This window comes from Streptomyces sp. NRRL B-1140 (genome assembly GCF_001280065.1).
Lineage (GTDB): Bacteria > Actinomycetota > Actinomycetes > Streptomycetales > Streptomycetaceae > Streptomyces.
Window position 1 is genome coordinate 60,721 of the sequence record NZ_LGEA01000093.1, and the last position, 18,212, is coordinate 78,932.

14 protein-coding genes are annotated in these 18,212 nt (G+C 69.8%); 8 read left to right on the forward strand and 6 right to left on the reverse strand.

Annotated elements, in window-relative coordinates; all coding sequences use genetic code 11:
* Positions 1 to 3: 3 nt before the first annotated feature.
* From ADK65_RS15495 to ADK65_RS15525, 7 genes are all read left to right on the forward strand, one after another.
* Positions 4 to 1,155, forward strand: coding sequence for a Gfo/Idh/MocA family protein (locus tag ADK65_RS15495; protein WP_053670800.1), 1,152 nt, complete (start codon positions 4 to 6; stop codon positions 1,153 to 1,155).
* The gene (locus ADK65_RS15500; RefSeq protein ID WP_053670720.1) at positions 1,152 to 1,997 is read left to right on the forward strand and encodes a PmoA family protein; all 846 of its coding nucleotides are present in this window, start codon (positions 1,152 to 1,154) and stop codon (positions 1,995 to 1,997) included. Before ADK65_RS15495 ends, ADK65_RS15500 begins: the two co-directional genes overlap by 4 nt.
* Entirely contained in the window at positions 1,994 to 3,502 is a 1,509-nt protein-coding gene (locus ADK65_RS15505; protein ID WP_053670721.1) for a glycoside hydrolase 43 family protein, read from the forward strand. The genes ADK65_RS15500 and ADK65_RS15505 overlap by 4 nt, the downstream gene beginning before the upstream one ends.
* 44 nt (positions 3,503 to 3,546) lie before the next feature.
* Entirely contained in the window at positions 3,547 to 5,532 is a 1,986-nt protein-coding gene (locus ADK65_RS15510) for a pectinesterase family protein (RefSeq protein ID WP_053670722.1), read from the forward strand.
* 49 nt (positions 5,533 to 5,581) lie between these two features.
* Positions 5,582 to 6,928 carry an ABC transporter substrate-binding protein gene (locus ADK65_RS15515; protein ID WP_053670723.1) on the forward strand — a complete coding sequence of 449 codons (1,347 nt, stop codon included), beginning with the start codon at positions 5,582 to 5,584 and terminating at the stop codon, positions 6,926 to 6,928.
* Positions 6,929 to 7,083: 155 nt separating this feature from the next.
* Entirely contained in the window at positions 7,084 to 7,881 is a 798-nt protein-coding gene (locus ADK65_RS15520) for a rhamnogalacturonan acetylesterase (protein WP_053670724.1), read from the forward strand.
* Between the two features lie 33 nt (positions 7,882 to 7,914).
* The gene (locus tag ADK65_RS15525; protein WP_053670725.1) at positions 7,915 to 9,237 is read left to right on the forward strand and encodes a pectate lyase family protein; all 1,323 of its coding nucleotides are present in this window, start codon (positions 7,915 to 7,917) and stop codon (positions 9,235 to 9,237) included.
* Between the two features lie 173 nt (positions 9,238 to 9,410).
* On the opposite strand, the gene ADK65_RS15530 is transcribed toward ADK65_RS15525, so the two are convergent.
* The 4 genes from ADK65_RS15530 to ADK65_RS15545 form a co-directional block, all read right to left on the reverse strand.
* Complete coding sequence (locus ADK65_RS15530) at positions 9,411 to 11,627, reverse strand: family 43 glycosylhydrolase (RefSeq protein ID WP_053670726.1); 2,217 nt, start codon at positions 11,625 to 11,627, stop codon at positions 9,411 to 9,413.
* A gap of 339 nt (positions 11,628 to 11,966) precedes the next feature.
* Entirely contained in the window at positions 11,967 to 12,800 is an 834-nt protein-coding gene (locus ADK65_RS15535; RefSeq protein WP_053670727.1) for a pectate lyase, read from the reverse strand.
* Positions 12,801 to 12,883: 83 nt separating this feature from the next.
* On the reverse strand, positions 12,884 to 13,741 hold the full coding sequence (locus tag ADK65_RS15540; protein WP_053670728.1) for a hypothetical protein: 858 nt from the start codon (positions 13,739 to 13,741) through the stop codon (positions 12,884 to 12,886).
* Entirely contained in the window at positions 13,738 to 14,337 is a 600-nt protein-coding gene (locus tag ADK65_RS15545; protein ID WP_053670729.1) for a SigE family RNA polymerase sigma factor, read from the reverse strand. Before ADK65_RS15545 ends, ADK65_RS15540 begins: the two co-directional genes overlap by 4 nt.
* 270 nt (positions 14,338 to 14,607) lie before the next feature.
* On the opposite strand from ADK65_RS15545, the gene ADK65_RS15550 reads away from it, so the two are divergent.
* Entirely contained in the window at positions 14,608 to 16,065 is a 1,458-nt protein-coding gene (locus ADK65_RS15550) for an NCS2 family permease (protein WP_053670730.1), read from the forward strand.
* Positions 16,066 to 16,159: 94 nt separating this feature from the next.
* Here ADK65_RS15550 and ADK65_RS15555 read toward each other — a convergent pair whose 3' ends face one another.
* Together ADK65_RS15555 and ADK65_RS15560 are read right to left on the reverse strand one after the other, a co-directional pair.
* Positions 16,160 to 17,617 (reverse strand): peptidoglycan D,D-transpeptidase FtsI family protein, encoded by a 1,458-nt coding sequence (locus ADK65_RS15555; RefSeq protein WP_053670801.1) that lies wholly within the window; start codon positions 17,615 to 17,617, stop codon positions 16,160 to 16,162.
* Positions 17,618 to 17,737: 120 nt separating this feature from the next.
* Positions 17,738 to 18,211 carry a GNAT family N-acetyltransferase gene (locus ADK65_RS15560; RefSeq protein WP_053670731.1) on the reverse strand — a complete coding sequence of 158 codons (474 nt, stop codon included), beginning with the start codon at positions 18,209 to 18,211 and terminating at the stop codon, positions 17,738 to 17,740.
* Between the last annotated feature and the right edge of the window lies 1 nt (position 18,212).

Sequence of the window (18,212 nt, forward strand, 5' to 3'; positions counted from 1 at the left end):
GCCATGAACACACCACTGCCTGTCGTCCTCGCCGGTGCCAGGGGCCACGGCCGCTGGCACGTCGAGAACATCCGCCGGCTCCAGCAGCAGGGCCTCGTACGACTCGTCGGCGTCTGCGAGCTGACGCCGCTGACCGAGGAGGAGCTCGGCGACCTCGGCACGCCCGAGCAGTCCGCCGACTTCGGTGCCCTGCTGGACTCCACCGGCGCGCGGATCGCTGTGATCTGCACCCCTATCCCCACCCACACCGACCTCGCCCTCACGGCAGCCGAACGCGGTGTGCACCTGCTCCTGGAGAAGCCGCCCGCCCCCTCCTACGCCGAGTTCCGCCGGATGGCCGAGGGCGTCGCCGCGGCCGGAGTCGTCTGCCAGATCGGCTTCCAGTCGCTGGGCTCACACGCCCTGAAGGCCATCCGCGAACTGATCGAGGAGGGCGCGATCGGCAAGCTCATCGGGCTCGGCGGCGCCGGAGCCTGGGTGCGCGACGAGGACTACTTCCGTCGGGCGCCGTGGGCGGGAAAGCGGCGGTTGCACGGCGTCGACGTGATCGACGGCGCGCTGACCAACCCCCTCGCCCACGCCGTCGCCACCGCCCTCGCCCTGGGCGGCAGCACCCGCGCCGAGGACGTCACCGGCATCGAGACCGAACTGCTGCGCGCCAACGCCATCGAGTCCGACGACACCTCCTGCGTCCGGATCACCACCGCGCAGGGCCACCCGGTCACGGTCGCCGCGACCCTGTGCGCCGAGGAGGCGGACGAACCGTATGTGCTCGTGCACGGCAGCACCGGACGGATCACCTTCTGGTACAAGCAGGACCGCGTGCTGCTCCAGCGCGCGGGACACGGCCCGCAGGAGTCCGAGCACAACCGCACCGACCTGCTGGAGAACCTCGTCGACCACCTCACCACCGGCGCGGACCTGCTGGTCCCGCCGGACGAGACCGGCGCCTTCATGAAGGTCGTCGAGGCCATTCGCACCGCACCCGACCCGGCGCCCCTGCCGGACTCCGCCTGGCACCGGATCCCCGAAGAGAACCGCCGTGTGGTGCCCGGCGTCGACGGGCTCGTCGCGGCCGCCGCCGACACCCTCTCCCTCTACTCCGAACTCGGCGCCCCATGGGCGCACCTGTCGAACGAGGTGAGCACCCCATGACCAGCAACGGCACAGCGGTCCTGCGCGTCGCGGGCCGGCCGGTGGGCCGGTACGTCACCCGGCCCGAACTGCCGGCCCGGCTCTCCCCCCGCCCCTACCTGCACCCCGTCACCACCCTGTCCGGTACGGCCGTGACCGAACTGGCCCCGGTCGACCACGCACACCACCTCGGCGTCGGTGTCGCCGTTCCCGACGTCGAGGGGTTCAACTTCTGGGGCGGACGCACCTACGTCCGCGACCAGGGCCCGACCGAGCTCGACAACCACGGCTCCCAGCGGCACGTCGCCTTCCAGCTGCGCGACCCGGACGGCTTCGTCGAGGAACTGCGCTGGGTGGCAGCGGGCGGTGAACTGCTGCGCGAACGCCGTACCGTGGCGGCCACCGAACTCACCGACCGGGCCTGGGCGCTGGACCTCACGTTCTCCCTCACCAACGTCACCGGGAGCCCCCTGTCGATCGGCAGCCCGGCGACCAACGGACGCCCGGGCGCGGCCTACGGCGGCTTCTTCTGGCGGGCCCGCAAGGAGTCCTCCGCGCCGGAGGTCCTCACGGCCGGAGCCGACGGGGAGGACCGGGTCCACGGCCGCCCCGCCGACTGGCTCGCCCTGCGGGGCGGCACCTGGACGCTGGTCTTCGCCGGTGCCACCGAACAGACCCGGCACGACCCGTGGTTCGTGCGCACCGAGGAGTACCCGGGCGTCGGCTCCTCGCTGGCCCACGACGAACGGATACCCGTCCCGCCGGGCGGGAGTGTGGTGCGCCGGGTGGTCACCGTCGTCGCCGACGGCCGTCTCGACCGGGACGCCGCGGCGGCCCTCGTCCGCAAGGCGGTGAGTCCGTGACCTCCGAGACCTACCGCAATCCGATCCTGAACGCCGACTGGTCCGATCCGGACGTCGTCCGTGTCGGTGACGACTTCTATCTGACCGCCTCCAGCTTCGGCCGCGTCCCCGGCCTGCCGCTGCTGCACTCCCGGGACCTGGTCAACTGGACCCTGGTCGGCCACGCCCTCGACCGCCTGGAACCTGCCGGGGAGTTCGCAACGCCGAGGCACGACTGCGGCGTCTGGGCCCCGTCCCTCCGGTATCACGACGAGCGTTTCTGGATCTTCTGGGGCGACCCCGACCAGGGCGTCTTCCAGATCAACGCCCCGCAGATCAGGGGCCCCTGGACTCGGCCGCACCTGCTGAAGGCGGGCAAGGGGCTGATCGATCCCTGCCCCCTGTGGGACGAGGAGACCGGCGAGGCGTATCTGGTCCACGCCTGGGCGAAGTCCCGCTCGGGCGTCAAGAACCGCCTCACCGGCCACCGCATGCGCCCCGACGGCACCGGCCTCCTCGACGAGGGCAAGGTGATCGTCGACGGCGACCGCATACCCGGCTGGTTCACTCTCGAAGGCCCCAAGCTCTACCGGCACGACGGCTGGTTCTGGATCCTCGCCCCCGCCGGCGGCGTCGAGACCGGCTGGCAGGGCGCCTTCCGCTCGCGCGGCTTCTTCGGGCCGTACGAGGAGCGGATCGTCCTGGAGCAGAAGGACACCGACGTCAACGGCCCCCACCAGGGCGGCTGGGTGCGCACCCCGTCCGGCGAGGACTGGTTCCTGCACTTCCAGCAGCGCGGCGCGTACGGCAGGGTCGTCCACCTCCAGCCGATGCGCTGGGACGCGGACGGCTGGCCGGTGCTCGGGGGCGACGGCGCCCCCGTCACCGAACACCGCCGCCCCGACCTGCCGCCGCAGCCGCCCGCCGCCCCCGCCACCGACGACGATTTCCCCGGCGGACGGTACGGCCGCCAATGGCAGTGGACGGCCAACCTCAGGGACGGCTGGGCCACCCACCACTCCGGGGACGGACTGCGGCTCACCTGCGTCCGCTCGACGGACACCCACGACCTGCGCAAACTCCCGAACCTCCTCACCCAGCGGCTGCCCGGCGTCCCGTCCGCCGTCGAGGCGGAGCTGCGCCTGCACAGTGAGGAGCCGGGAGCGCGCGCCGGACTCGCGGTCCTGGGGGACGCGTTCAGCTGGATCGGCCTCCAACGAGGGGCCGACGGCACGGTCCACCTCGTGCACCGGTTCGCCGAGGGGGTCGCGGAGCGGGAGCGCGAGGCGGCCCATCCGTGCCTCGCACCCCAGGGGCGCGTCAGGCTCCGCGTCGAGATCGGCGTCGGAGCCCGCTGCCGCTTCTCCTGCGACCTCGGCGACGGACCGGTCCCCTCGGGTCCCGTCTTCGCAGCCACCCCATGGCGCTGGGTCGGCGCCCTGCTCGGCCTCTTCGCCTCGGCGCCTGTCGGGCCGGGGCATGCGGGCGCCGCCACGTTCACGCAGTTCCGGATCACCGACCTGTAGTCCACCGCATTTGTGTAAGCCCCTCACGCCTGTTGGGAGCCGCAATGACGCACCTCCGTAGCAAGCGCTTGCCCAGACCGGGGTTCGCCCTGGCCGCCGTTGCCGGTCTGGTCGCCGCCCTGGGACTGGGCGCGACCGGGGAGTCGGCGGCCGCCGGACCCGCCCCCACCGCGAAGTCCGCACCGGCCGCCATCCGCTGGACCGACGAGGCCCACGGCTTCGCCTCGCTGGCCGGAGGCACCACGGGCGGGGCCGGGGGCAAGGTCGTCACGGTCACCGACCAGGCCTCACTGGCGAAGTACGCGGCCGCCGAAGAGCCGTACGTCATCCGGGTGGCGGGATCGGTCGCCGTCGCGCCGTTCGGCTCGGACATCGTCGTGGCGTCGAACAAGACGATCATCGGTGTCGGCGACACGGGCGAGATCGTCCATGGCGAGCTGCACCTGAACCCCGGCACACACAACGTCATCATCCGCAACCTGACGATCCGCGACTCCTACGTCGAGGGCGACTGGGACGGCAAGACCAGCGACTTCGACGCCATCCAGATGGACGCCGTCCACCACGTCTGGATCGACCACAACCGCTTCACCCACATGGGCGACGGTCTGCTCGACATCCGCAAGGACAGTCAGTACGTCACCGTCTCCTACAACCAGTTCAGCAACCACAACAAGGCCTTCGGGATCGGCTGGACGTCCAACGTCCAGACCCAGATCACCGTCGACCACAACTGGTTCAACGGAACGAAGCAGCGCAATCCCTCGGCGGACAACTGCGCCTACGCGCACCTCTACAACAACTACGTCTCCGCACAGGTGGCCGACGGCGACCCCGTGTGGACGTACGGGAACTGGTCCCGGGGCCGCACCAAGATGGTCATCGAGAACAGTTACTACGACCGGGTCCAGCACCCTTACCAGGCCGACGCCACCGCCGAGTTGGTGGAGCGGGGGTCGATCCTGAGGAAGACGAGCGGGCGGACCGACGAATGGGGCGCCGCCTTCGCCCCGCGGGACTTCTACGACTACCGGCTCGACCCCGCCCGGGCCGTCCCCGCCCGGGTGAAGAAGTTCTCCGGTCCGCAGCAGCGGCTCGGAGTGACCCTCCACGTCCCGGGTGCCTACCCGACCGTGCAGGCCGCCGTCGGCGCCGTCCCCGACGGCAACGACGTCCCGGTGACGATCGCCGTCGCGCCGGGCACCTACCGCGAGAAGGTGTTCATCCCGGCCGGCAAGCCGAACATCGAGCTGCGGGGCACCGGGCGGGACCGCTCCGACACGGTCATCGTCTTCGACACGCCCGCCGAGTACGGAGGCTCGACCGGAAGCGCCACGGTCCGGATCGCCGCCGACGACGTCACCGCCCGCAACCTCACCTTCAGCAACGACTTCGACGAGGCATCGGTAGAGCTGAAGGGCGAGCAGGCCCTCGCCATGAAGACGACCGGTGACCGGATCGTCTTCGAGAACACCGCCTTCCTGGGAAACCAGGACACCCTGATGACCGACAGCCCCAAGCTGAACGTGCTCAGCCGGGTGTACGTCCGCGACTCGTACATCGAGGGCGACGTCGACTTCATCTACGGGCGGGCGACGACCGTGATCGAACGGTCCGTCATCAAGGCGCTCAGCCGCGGGTCGACCACCAACAACGGGTGGGTCACCGCCGCTTCGACCTGGACGGGCAACCCGTACGGGTTCCTGATCACCCGCTCGAAGATCGTGAGCGACGCCCCGGACGGGAGCTTCCACCTGGGCCGGCCCTGGCATCCGGGCGGTGAGCCGAACGCGGTGGCGCAGGTGCTGATCCGCGACACCCGGCTGCCCGCCGCGATCAAGTCCTCGCCATGGACCGACATGAGCGGCTTCTCGTGGAAGGACGCGCGCCTCACGGAGTACCGGAACTACGGGCCGGGGGCCGCCGTGACCCCGGACCGGCCGCAGATGAGCGACCAGGACGCGAGGACGCACACCGTCACCGCCTACCTCAAGGGCGACGACGACTGGGCGCCCCACACACGCCACTGACCCCCACGACTTCACATCTTCCGTTTGATCCAGAAGAGAGAGCCGACCGATGAAGAGCAGCATCCGCAGAAGCAGGCGCGCCGCCACCGCCGTCGCCCTGGGCTCCGTCCTCGCCCTGACCGCGACCGCCTGTGGTGACGACGGCAGTGGCGCCGGTGGGGACAAGGGGGCCGAGGGCAGCGGCAAGGGAAAGATCGTCTTCTGGGACAACAACGGCGGTGTCCGCACGGACATCTGGAAGCAGATCATCGCCGACTTCGAGAAGGCGAACCCGTCCGTCAAGGTCGAGTACGTCGGTATCTCCGCCACCGAGTACCAGTCCAAGGTCGACACCGCCATCCAGGGCGGGGGCCTGCCGGACGTCGGGGGTGTCGGCGCGGCGATGGCCGCCGGGTTCGCCGCCCAGAACGCGCTGGATCCCCTGGACGGCCGGCTGGGCAAGTCCTCGCTCAAGGGCAAGCTCAACGAGGGCATGGTCGAGTCGCTGAAGTCCGCCGGCGGCGGCGACGCGCTGTACTCGGTCCCGACCTCCGCGAACAACGGCACCCTCTACTACCGGACCGACCTGTTCCGGAAGGCCGGCCTGGACGCGCCCACCACCTGGGAGAAGTTCTACGCCGCCGCCGAGAAGCTCACCGACGCCAGGAAGAACGAGTTCGGCTACACGATCCGCGGCGGCGCCGGCTCCATCGCCCAGGCACTGGACGCGATGTACGGGCAGTCCGGCATCACGTCCTTCTGGGACTCCAGTGGTGAGAAGACCACGGTCAACGACCCCAAGAACGTGGCGGCACTGGAGAAGTACGCGGCGCTGTACAAGAAGGTCACTCCGGCCGCCGACCTCAACAACGACTTCACCAAGATGGTCGCGCAGTGGGACTCCGGCACGATCGGGATGCTCAACCACAACCTGGGCTCCTACCAGGACCACGTGAAGGCGCTCGGCACCGGCAAGTTCCGCGGCATCCCGCAGCCCACCGGTCCCGGCGGCAAGCGTGTGCAGGTCTCCAACCCGGTCGACGGTCTCGGCCTGTTCAAGAGTTCCAAGAACAAGGAGGCCGCCTGGAAGTTCATCGAGTTCGCCGCCTCGCACGCGTCCAACTCCAAGTGGAACGAGTCGGCCGGCGCCATCCCGTCGAACACGGACGCGGCCAAGGACGCCTGGATCTCCAAGGCCGAGCCGACCAAGCTCGCCGCGGGGGCTCTCAACGACGGTTCCACCACCATCGTCCAGCTGCCGTACTACCTGCCGGACTGGAACACCATCTCCAAGGCCGACAACGAGCCCGCCTTCCAGAAGGTCCTGCTCGGTGACATGAGCGCCAAGGAGTTCCTGGACAAGATGGCCGACCAGCTCAACGAGGCCCAGGCGGAGTGGGACCAGCAGAAGGGCTGAGGCCGCCGGTCCCACCCGGGGACGGTCTGCGCGTCATGCGGGCCGCAGGCCGTCCCGGGCCGGTCGCACTCGCGGCGGCACCCCGAACGAGAAACACCCTCCCCCCCCAGCGCCCCTGTGGGCCCGCGTCGGGCCCGTTGAAAGAAGGGTTTGTCGTGTCACTGAGCCGTAGACAAGTCACCGCGGCCGCTGTCGCCACCGTTCCCCTCGCGTTCGCCACGACCGGTACCGCACAGGCCACCGGCCGCCGCGCCCGGGCCCTCTACATCGCCGGTGACTCCACCGCCGCACAGAAGTACGCCGACGCGGCGCCCGAGACCGGGTGGGGGATGGCGCTGCCGTTCTTCCTCCACAAGGACCGGCCGGTGGCCAACCATGCCGTCAACGGCCGCAGTTCCAAGAGCTTCATCGACGAGGGGCGGCTCGCCGTCATCCTCCGGCAGATCCAGCCGGACGACTTCCTGCTCATCCAGTTCGGCCACAACGACGAGAAGACGGAGGACCCCACGCGGTACACCGAGCCCTGGTCGACGTACCAGCAGTACCTGCGGCAGTACATCGACGGGGCCCGGGCCCGTGGGGCGCGGCCCGTGCTGGCCACGTCCGTCGAGCGGCGCAAGTTCGACGCGGCCGGCAAGGCACTGCCGACGCACCGCGACTACCCGGCGGCGATGCGGGCGCTCGCCAAGGAGGAGCAGGTGACCCTGCTCGACATCCAGGCGTTGTCGATCGCGCTGTGGCAGAGGCTCGGGGCAGAGGAATCGAAGAAGTACTTCAACTGGACCGCGACCGAGCAGGACAACACCCACTTCAACCCCCCCGGCGCGATCGCCGTGGCGCGGCTCGTGGCGCGGGAACTGCTGCGCAGCAAGGTGCTGACGCCGAGTGAGGTGCGCCGGCTGGACGAGACGATCCCCGAGTCCTGGATCACCTGGCCGAAGGCCGCCGCGTAACAGCCCCGTCCCTGGAAAAAGGAGATCCGCACCATGCACCCACGCAGATGGCATGAGCATGCCACGACTCGGAAGATCGCCGTCCTCGCCGGCTGCACCGCACTGGCGCTGTCCCTCACCGGCACCACCGCGCAGGCCGACTCTCGCGATGCGGCCCGGCAGACGCTCGGGGCCAAGGACGGGTGGGGGTCGTACGGTACCGGGACCACCGGCGGGTCCGCCGCCGACGCCGCGCACGTGTACACCGTGACCACCTGGGCCCAGTTCAAGGCCGCCCTCGCCGCGGGCGGCAGCGCGCCGAAGATCATCAAAGTGAAGGGGACCGTCGACGCCGTCTCCGAAGGGTGCGACGCCTTCGCCGCGCCCGGTTACGACTCCGACGCCTATCTGAAGAAGTACGCCCCCGAGACGTGGGGGCGGGACAAGGACCTGAGCGGAGAGCCGGCCGACAGCCCCGAGGGACTGCGCCGCGCCTCCGCCGACAACCAGGACCGGACCATCAAGGCTGATGTGCCCGCCAACACCACCATCATCGGGGTCGGGAAGAACGCGGGCTTCAAGGGCGCCAGCCTCCAGATCAAGGGCGTGGACAACGTCATCGTCCGCAACCTCACCTTCGAGAGTCCGCTCGACTGCTTCCCGCAGTGGGACCCGACCGACACCTCCACGGGTGCCTGGAACTCCGAGTACGACACCGCCGTCGTCTACGGCTCCACCCACGTCTGGCTGGACCACAACACCTTCACCGACGGCGGCCACCCCGACAGCGAGGCACCGACGTACTTCGGCGCGCTGTACCAGCAGCACGACGGCGAACTGGACATCGTCCGGGGATCCAACCACGTCACCGCCTCCTGGAACGTCTTCACCGACCACGACAAGACGCTCATGATCGGCAACAGCGACAGCGAGTCGACGGCCGTGGGCGACCGGGGCAAGCTCAAGGTGACGCTCCACCACAATCTCTTCCGGAACGTCGTCGAACGCGCTCCGCGCGTCCGCTTCGGGCAGGTCGACTCGTACAACAACCACTTCGTGGCCGGCCAGGACTACGTCTACAGCTTCGGCATCGGCAAGGAGTCCCGGCTCGTCGCCGAGCACAACGCCTTCACGCTGCCGAAGGGGATCAGCCCGGCGAAGATCCTCAAGAAGTGGATGGAGGCCCCGGTCACCGCCGCGGACAACTACGTCAACGGCAAGAAGACCGACCTGATCGCCGTGCACAACGCGGAGATCCCCGAGGAGACCCTCCAGTCCGACGCCGGCTGGACGCCGACCCTGCGGACCAAGGTCGACCCGGCGAAGGCCGTCCCCGGAATCGTCGACCACCGTGCGGGCGCCGGCCGCATCTGCTGACGCCCCCGAGAACCGTCCGGGCCGGGCGCACACCACGAGGTGCGCCCGGCCCGGCCCCCGGACCATCCCCCCGGCTCAGGAACCTCGCCGTGAGCAAGGGCGGCGGGCCGGTGAGCAAGGGCTCGTCGGTGGTGTCGTCCGGCAACGACTGGGACTCCGGGTGTGAGCGGGCGTCAGCGCCTGACCGGCTTGATCCCTTCCAGCGTCGGCACCACCGGCTTGATGCTGCCGTCGGCCGCGAACTCCATGCGGTCGACGGTCGTCTCGCGGTGCATGCCGTCGCCGCCGGGCAGGCCGGGGCCGCCCAGGGCGAAGCGGTGGTAGACCATGTACCAGTCGTCGGTGCCGGGGGTGTTCACCACCGAGTGGTGGCCGGTGCCGAGGATGCCGTACTCGGGCCGCTTCTGAAGGATCGTCCCGCGCTTGGTCCACGGGCCGAGCGGGGTCGGTCCCGTCGCGTACGCCACGTGGTAGTTCTCGCTGCGGGTGTCGTCCTCCGACCACATGAAGTAGTACGTGCCCTTCCGCTTGATCACGAAGGAGCCCTCGCGGAAGTCGTCCGGGGTGATGTCCTTCACCTTCGAGGCGTCGAAGGACACCATGTCGTCGTTCAGCGGCACGACGTACCCGTGGCCGTTGCCCCAGTACAGGTAGGCCTGGCCGTCGTCGTCCGTGAAGACCGCCGGGTCGATCATCTGGCCCTTGAGCGAACCGCCCTTGGCGACCAGCGGCTTGCCGAGTGCGTCCTTGAAGGGGCCGGCGGGGGAGTCGGCCACCGCCACGCCGATCTGCTGCTCGGCGCAGAAGTAGTAGTAGAACTTGCCGTTGCGTTCGGCGATCGCGGGTGCCCAGGCGTTCTTGTCGGCCCAGCTCACGTCGGGACCGAGGTCGAGGATGACGCCGTGGTCCTTCCAGTTCACCAGGTCCTTCGACGAGTACGCCTTGAATTTCGTGCCGCTCCAGCCCTGGAAGCCGTCCGTCGTCGGGTAGATCCAGTAACGGCCGTCCAGGTAGTGCACGTCGGGGTCGGCGTTCAGGCCGGGCAGCACCGGACTGCGGGTGGGCACCGCCTCGACCGTCCAGGTGCGCCTGGTGCCGTCGGCGGCCGTGACCGTGTACTTCTGCGGTGTGCGGAAGTCGCGCCGGGTGCCGGACTTCGGGCTGAGCTTCGCTCCCTCACCGGCCCACAGCTTCGGGGCGAGTCCCCGCAGGTCGGCGTCCGGCTTCATGGGCAGGACGACCTTCGAGGCACTGTCCGTGACGATCGCGTAGCCCTTCTGGTGCTTCGCCGTCGCGTCCACGACCGAGGTGGGGGTGGAGGGGTAGGCGGCCAGCAGGCGGTCGTACTCCTGCTGCGTCACCGGGAGCACCGTGCCGTGCCGGGGGCTCGCCGGAAGCTGGTAGTCCGTCGACGGGGTCCACTTGCCGGAGGCGAGGTCGGTGGTCTCGAAGGGCACGTAGCCGCGGCCGCCGTACTCGTCGATGAACAGGTACCACTTCTTCTCGGTGTTCGACTTGAACACCGTCGGGCCCTCACCGCGGTCCATGGCGCCCTTGCCGATGCAGTCGGCCACGAGGTCGTACTTCGTGGATGTCAGCGAGGTCGACTTCTCGCCGGTGATGAACTTCGAGCAGGGGCTGGAGGAGCCGGGGTCGCGCTCGTCCTTGGTGTAGCGGTAGTACTCGTCCTTGTACTTCACGACCGTGGAGTCGATCACCGAGTAGCCCGGGTCGTTCCAGACCTTCGGCTTGCTGAAGGTGCGGAAGTCCTTCGTGGTCGCGTACAGCATCTTGTTGTACGTGTCGCCCTTGTGGTCCGGGTCGTCGTCGGCGTAGAGCTTCGACGCCCAGAAGACGACGTACGCACCGAGCTCGTCGTCCCAGTAGGCCTCCGGGGCCCAGGTGTTGCCCGCGCTGTCGGGCGAGACCTTCACCAGGCGCTGGTCGGTCCAGTGGACGAGGTCCGTGGACTCCCAGACCATGATCGACTTGCTGCCGTGCCGCTGGACGTCGTCCCAGCTGCCGCTGGAGTTCTGGTACATCCGCAGGTCGGTGGCGATCAGGTAGAACTTGTCGCCCTCGGGGGAGCGGATGACGAACGGATCGCGCAGGCCCTTCTCGCCGGTCGTGGACGTCAGCACCGGCTTGCCGGCGTTCAGCTCACGCCAGTGCAGCGGGTCGTTGCCGCGGCTGAGGGCGTAGCGGATCTGCTCGCCGTCGGCGGTGCCCTCACCGGTGAAGTAGGCGAAGAGGTAGCCGGCGTACGGGCTGTGCTTCACGGGCGGGGCTCCGGGATCTGCGGTGCTGGGCGGCGCCGCGAGGAGGGTCAGGAGGAGGCCGGTCAGGGCCAGGAAGGGGAGCAGGAGCGTGCGGGCGATGCGGGGGCGCATGACACTTCCTGTCGGAGTGTGGGGGATTCTGTTGGATAACAGCCCTCGGAGTGTCACCGGCGGGGCGCAGGGCGTCAACGGGTGTGCGTGAGGTCGGCGTTTCCGAAACTTTCGCGCTACCGGAGCGTCGTCGCCGGTACAGCGACGCCCCCGTCGGTGCGAAGCGACGGGGGCGTCCTGCCGACCGGCCGAGGGGGGCTCGGCCGGTGCCGTCCGGCCGTCCGGAGGGGGGCTCCGGAGGGCCGAGGTGCCGGACGTCCGGCTGGGGGGCCGGACACCCGGCGTCCCGGTCGGTCCAAGGGGGGACGAGGACCAACCGGAGTCACTGGGGGCAAGGACCTACTGGTAGCTGATGTCGGAAGCCCCGAACCTGCAGCTCTTGCCGTCCGGGCCGGGCGGCGTCAGCTCCTTGGGTTCCTTGCCGGTGTTGTTGCCCTCGAAGCGCACACACGTCTTGATCTTCTTCTTGCCGTCACCGTGGACGCGGACCTTCGACAGCGTCGCCGTGTCGCCGTAGTTGGCGTTCACCCCGACGATGGAGTTCATCGGGGCGGTCACGTCGATGTCGCTGAGCACGATCGTGCGCTTGTACTGCGTCTTGCAGTTGCCGCAGGAGCGGACCAGCTTGCCGGCGTGTCCCACCTGGAAGCCCGAGACGTTCAGCGTGCCTGCCCCGTTGAACTGCAGCACCTTGTCGTCGGCGTTCCTCGCGCCGCCGCCGATCACCTTGTACACCGCGGACGAGGACGTGCCCTTGAAGCTGGCCGCGTCCTCGCCGACGTCCGTCCACCACACGTTCTGCAGGGTGCAACTGCCCTTGCAGTGCACGCCGTCGGCCGCCGGGGTGCCGATGACGACGTTCTTGAGGACGGCCCCGTCAGCCAGCTCGAAGATCGGGTCCTGGCCCTCGTCCTGGTTGTCCTGGCCGAGTGGGCCGGTGCCGTAGAACATCCTCATCCCGCCGTCGCGCACACCGGAGACCGGGATGGTCTCGGACACGGGGGTCTTTCCCTTGGCGGTGGGCCAGGAGGACGCCGCGCCCGCCGTCGACAGCATCGACGTGGTGACCATCGCCGCGCCCGTGATGCCGAAGGCCGACACCGCGGCGATCACCGTCCGCCGCTTGGTGGCGCTGCGGCGATGGCGGACGCGCTGTTCTGCCGGTGCAGTCATGTACCGATTCCTCAGGTGGGGGTGGCCTTGCGCCTCATGGTCGCCACCGGTGAGGAAAGGGTTGCCGCCTCTTCGGTGAATTTTCACGAGGCGCCGTCGCCGTCGTCCACGGCGGCGAAACCACCGCCCACCGACAGCTGCCGCGAACCGGCCGTGGCCGTCACCGTGTAGCGGTCCGTGCTCGCGTCGCGGCCGCCGCGGGCGTGGCCGAACTGGCCGGCGAACACCCACTCGCCCACGGGGACCGTGCGGCCCTCCTTGAGGGTCCAGGTGTAGACGAGGAACCCCTCCCGCTCGGCGACCGCGAAGGTGAAGTCGTCCTCGGGCAGGGAGCGCCAGGCACCCGCATCGGAGACGCCGCCGGTCTGGGCGACCTCCAGCCGCACGGTCAGCGCGGTCAGTTGCTCGCGGGTCCTGAGCGTGACGTCGCTCTGCGCCCAGAAGTCGTTGCTGTGCGGGTCGACCGAGCCGTCCGACCACAGCGGGCCGTCCTCGGCCGCGGTGCGCGGCCGCCCGGTGGCCGGGGCGCTCGGTGTTCCCGACGGCGGGGGCCCGGACTCACGGCGCTCGGACGGCCGGCTCGGTGCCGGTCTCACCGGCACCGGGGGTGCGGGGGCCCGGCTCGTCGCCTCCGGGGAAGGCGTGGGATCCGGGGTCGCGGACGTCGCCACTTCCCGCTGGCGCGGGGCGGTCTCCTCCTTCACCGCGGACGCCACCGCATAACCGCCCACCGCCAGGACACCGGCGACCGCGGCGGTCGCCCCCGCCACCCGCATCCAGCCGAAGACCGGCGGACGCGTCGTCCGATGGCCGGAACCGGCCGGACCGGCCATGCCGCGCTCGATCCGGGCCAGCATGCGCTCCCGGTCGGGCTCGTGCGCCCCGGCCGCCTCGTGCAACCGGGCGCGCACCTCCTCGTGCACGTCCCGCCGCATGCTCATCGGTCCCTCCCTCCGCCCTCGCCGGTGCGCACGCCCTCCACGGCCGGCGAGCAGCGGGGAGTGCCCAGCGTCGCGTGCATCCGCTGCGGTACGCCCTGTGTCCCCAGGAGCCGCTGGAGTTCGGCCATGCCCTTCGAGGTCTGGCTCTTCACCGTACCCACCGAGACACCGAGCGCCTGCGCGGTGTCCTTCTCCGACAGGTCGAACGCGTGCCGCAGCACCACGCAGGCCCGCTTGCGGAACGGCAGCCTGCGCAACGCCTCCCGCACATCGACCACGCCCGCGACGTCCGGGTTCTCGGTGTTCTCCTCGCGCTGCGACCAGAACAGGGCGATGCGCCGCCGCTCGCGCACCGCGCTGCGGATGCGGGTACGGGCCAGGTTGGCGACCACACCGCGCGCGTACGCCGCCGGATGGTCGGCCGCGCGCACCCGGTCCCAGCGGTGCCACATCGCGAGCAACGCGTCCGCCGCCAGGTCGTCCGCACTGTCCGACTCGCCGGTCAGCAGGTGGGCGAGGCGGGACAGTTCGGCGTAATGACGCTCGAAGAAGGCGTGGAACTCCACGGAGGCGGCGTCGTCGACGACCGTGCCCACGGGCGACCTCTCCTCCCAGCGGCTACGGGCGCTCCCGGACGGGGCGCCCTGTGGGTGTCATGTAGTTGACATGTGACCATCCGGGGGAGGCCCGGACGAGACCGGGAAGCGTAGCAGCGATCGTCGAACAGTTCGTACGGGGCTTCGAACAGCGTATGGCCGGCCGCACCCGGAATCCGTAACACGGCGAAAACCTGAACCGGGTCCGACCCGGGCACAATCCGGCCAGCATCCGCACACCGATCACCCAGGCACCGAGGAGCACGCGCCATGTCCGAACCCCAGCAGGTCACCGAGCGGCCACCCGTCACGGCACCGCCGTCGAACGGCGTCGACCGGTTCTTCCGGATCTCCGAGCGGGGCTCGACCTTCGGCCGGGAGATCCGCGGCGGCTTCGCCACCTTCTTCACGATGGCCTACATCCTCGTCCTGAATCCCATCATCCTGGGCAGCGCGAAGGACAAGTTCGGGCACCAGCTGGACGCCGTCCAACTCACCACCGCCACCGCCCTGGTGGCCGCGGTCATGACGATCGTCATGGGCGTGGGCGGCAACTTGCCCCTCGCGCTCGCCGCCGGACTCGGTCTGAACGCCGTGGTCGCCTTCCAGATCGCCCCGCTGATGAGCTGGGACGACGCGATGGGCCTGATCGTCCTCGAAGGCCTGCTGATCTGCGTGCTGGTGGTGACCGGACTGCGCGAGGCCGTCATGCACGCGATACCCCAGCCGCTGAAGCAGGCGATCAGCGTCGGCATCGGCCTGTTCATCGCCTTCATCGGCTTCGTCGACGCCGGGTTCGTCAGCCGCATCCCGGACGCCGCGAACACCACCGTGCCCGTTCAGCTGGGCGGCACCGGCACCCTCGCCGGCTGGCCGATGCTGGTCTTCTGCCTCGGGGTGCTGCTGACGATCGGACTGCTCGCCCGCAAGGTCAAGGGCGCCATCCTGATCAGCATCGTCACCATGACCGCGCTGGCGGTGGTGATCAACTCCCTCGCCGACATCAAGTCCTGGGGTCTGACCACCCCCGCCTGGCCCGACAAGCTCGTCGACGCCCCCGACTTCGGACTCATCGGCCACTTCGACCTGCTCGGTGCCTTCAGCGCCCCCGGCGTCGGCGTCATCACCGTCGTCCTGCTGATCTTCACGCTGATCCTGTCCGACTTCTTCGACACCATGGGCACGGTCGTCGGCATCAGCGCCGAGGCCGGCCTGCTCGACGAGGAGGGCAAGGTCCCGAACCTCGGCCGGGTGCTGCTCATCGACGGTGCGGCCGCGGTCGCGGGCGGCGCTGCCTCCGCCTCCTCGGCGACCTCCTACATCGAGTCCGCGGCCGGTGTCGGCGAGGGCTCGCGCACCGGCTTCTCCAACCTCGTCACCGGCGGCCTGTTCGGTCTCGCGCTGTTCCTGACCCCGCTGCTCACCATCGTCCCGCTGCAGGCGGCCGCCCCGGCTCTGGTCGCCGTCGGCTTCCTGATGATGACCCAGGTCAAGCACATCGACTGGGACCGCTACGACATCGCCATCCCGGCGTTCCTCACCATCGCGGTGATGCCGTTCACCTACTCCATCACCAACGGCATCGGCGCCGGTTTCCTCGCCTACGTCGTCATCAAGACCGTGCTCGGCAAGGCCAGGGAGGTGCACTGGCTGCTGTGGGGGACCTCGGCGCTGTTCCTCGTGTACTTCGCCATCGACCCGATCGAGCAGCTCCTGGGAGCGAAGTGACACCGGGCCCCGCGCTGACATGAGGACGGGCCGCCCCCGGGGGGAAGGGGGCGGCCCGTCTCGTCCGTGAAGACGGTTTACCGGCGGCCGGGGTTCAGTCCTCGAGCGCCGCTTGCATCATCGCCTTGGCGACGGGCGCCGCCAGGCCGTTGCCGCTGACCTCCGAGCGGGCCGCGTTCGACTGCTCCACGACGACCGCCACGGCGACCTCCTTGCCCGACGAGTCGGACTTGCCGTACGAGGTGAACCAGGCGTACGGCACCTGGCTGTTGTTCTCGCCGTGCTGGGCCGTGCCCGTCTTGCCGCCGACGGTCGCGCCCGGGATGCGGGCGTTCGTGCCCGTGCCCTTGTTCACGACCGTCTCCATCGCCGACTGCAGCTGCCGGGCGGTCGAGGAGCTGACGATCTCCTTCGTGCCTGCGTCGTCGTCGTAGTCCTGCAGCACATCACCACCGCTGTCGGTGATCTGCGAGACCATGTGCGGCGACACCAGCTTGCCGCCGTTGGCAAGGGCCGCCGAGACCATGGCCATCTGCAGCGGGGTGGCCGTGACGTCGAACTGGCCGATGCCCGTCAGGGCCGTCTGCGACGGGTACATGTCCGACGGGTACACGCTCGTGTAGGCCCGCACCGGCACGTCCAGCTTGTCGTCGTCGAAGCCGAACTTGTCGGCCATCGCCTTCACCTTGTCCTGGCCGAGCTTCACGGCCATCTTGGCGAAGACGTTGTTGCAGGAGTACTCCAGCGCCGTACGGATGGTCGCGTTCGTGCAGGGCGCGTTCGGGTTCTCGTTGGTCAGGTCCCGGCTGGTGCCCGGCAGCGTGTACGGGTCCGGGCTGTCCGTCTTCTCGTCCACCGACGAGTACAGCCCGTCCTCCAGCGCGGCCGCCGCCACCACCAGCTTGAACGTCGAACCGGGCGGCAGCGGCTGCCGCAGCGCACGGTTCACCAGCGGCTTCTCCGGGTCCTTGGTGAGCTTCTCCCAGGCCGCGCCCGCGGTGTTGGCGTCGGTCAGCGAGGAGGGGTCGTACGACGGCGTCGACACGACCGCGAGGATCTTCCCGGTCTTCGGGTCGATGGCGACGGCACCGCCCTTCTTGTCACCGAGCGCGTGGTAGGCGGCCTTCTGCACGTCGGGGTCGATGGTCGTCACCACGTTGCCCGGCTCGGCCCGCTGGTTGGTCAGCGTGTCCATCACGGACTTGAGCCGGCTGTCCGTGCCGTTCAGCAGATCGGTGTAGATGCCCTCCAGCTGAGTCGGGGCGTACGCCTGCGACGCGAAACCCGTCACCGCCGCGTACAGCGGGCCGTCCGTGTACGTCCGCTTGTACTTCAGGTCGCCCGTCTTCGTCGGCGTCGAGCCGGTGACCGACCGGCCGCCCACGATGATGTTCCCGAGCGGCGCCGAGTACGTCTCGATCGCGTTCCGCCGGTTGTCCTTGTCGTCTGCCAGCGCCTGGCCTTCGTAGAACTGCACCCAGGTCGCCCTGACCAGCAGAGCCAACACCAGGAGCATGGAGAAGACCGAGGCGCGCCTGATCGTCTTGTTCATTGCGAACAGGAGGACGAACCACACCGGGCGGATCGTTCCTGTCCGTCCTGTTTTCTCATCCGCGGGCCGGTTTTCTCATCCGGCGTTCAGAATTCCGGCACGCGGGCGCAGGGGAGCGTCTCAGCCCTCCAGGACGAGCACCGTCTCGTCGATCTCGGCGCCCCTGGCCGGGGCGTACCCCCGGGCCGCCGCGACCGCCCGGAACCCGCACTTCTCCAGCACGCGCAGCGACCCCTTGTTGTCCGACGCCGCGCGCGCGTACAGCGGGCGCTCGGGCACCTCGGTGAGCAGCGCCCGCAGCGCCTGGGTGGCGATGCCCTTGCCCCAGTACGCGCGGTCGACCCAGTACGTCACCTCGCGCTCGCCCGGCTCCCCGTACGCCCCCGCGCTGCCGACCACGTCCCCGTCGGCCAGGACCGTACGGACGACGACGTCGGGCGAGGAGCGCATCCGGGACCACCGGGTGTCGAAGGCGGCCCGGTCGGCCGGATCCTCCGGGGTGAAGGCCGCCATGGTCAGCGACTCGGGGTCGTTCATCTGCCGGAAGAAGACCGGCAGATCGCTGTCGTGGACCGCGCGCAGCTCGACATTCATG

Coding starts and splice junctions, on each gene's coding strand:
- ADK65_RS15495 (WP_053670800.1), top strand. CDS start 4: ATGAACACACCACTGCCTGTCGTCCTCGCCGGTGCCAGGGGCCACGGC.
- ADK65_RS15555 (WP_053670801.1), bottom strand. CDS start 17,617: ATGAACAAGACGATCAGGCGCGCCTCGGTCTTCTCCATGCTCCTGGTG.
- ADK65_RS15525 (WP_053670725.1), top strand. CDS start 7,915: ATGCACCCACGCAGATGGCATGAGCATGCCACGACTCGGAAGATCGCC.
- ADK65_RS15560 (WP_053670731.1), bottom strand. CDS start 18,211: ATGAATGTCGAGCTGCGCGCGGTCCACGACAGCGATCTGCCGGTCTTC.
- ADK65_RS15500 (WP_053670720.1), top strand. CDS start 1,152: ATGACCAGCAACGGCACAGCGGTCCTGCGCGTCGCGGGCCGGCCGGTG.
- ADK65_RS15530 (WP_053670726.1), bottom strand. CDS start 11,627: ATGCGCCCCCGCATCGCCCGCACGCTCCTGCTCCCCTTCCTGGCCCTG.
- ADK65_RS15535 (WP_053670727.1), bottom strand. CDS start 12,800: ATGACTGCACCGGCAGAACAGCGCGTCCGCCATCGCCGCAGCGCCACC.
- ADK65_RS15515 (WP_053670723.1), top strand. CDS start 5,582: ATGAAGAGCAGCATCCGCAGAAGCAGGCGCGCCGCCACCGCCGTCGCC.
- ADK65_RS15550 (WP_053670730.1), top strand. CDS start 14,608: ATGTCCGAACCCCAGCAGGTCACCGAGCGGCCACCCGTCACGGCACCG.
- ADK65_RS15510 (WP_053670722.1), top strand. CDS start 3,547: ATGACGCACCTCCGTAGCAAGCGCTTGCCCAGACCGGGGTTCGCCCTG.
- ADK65_RS15540 (WP_053670728.1), bottom strand. CDS start 13,741: ATGAGCATGCGGCGGGACGTGCACGAGGAGGTGCGCGCCCGGTTGCAC.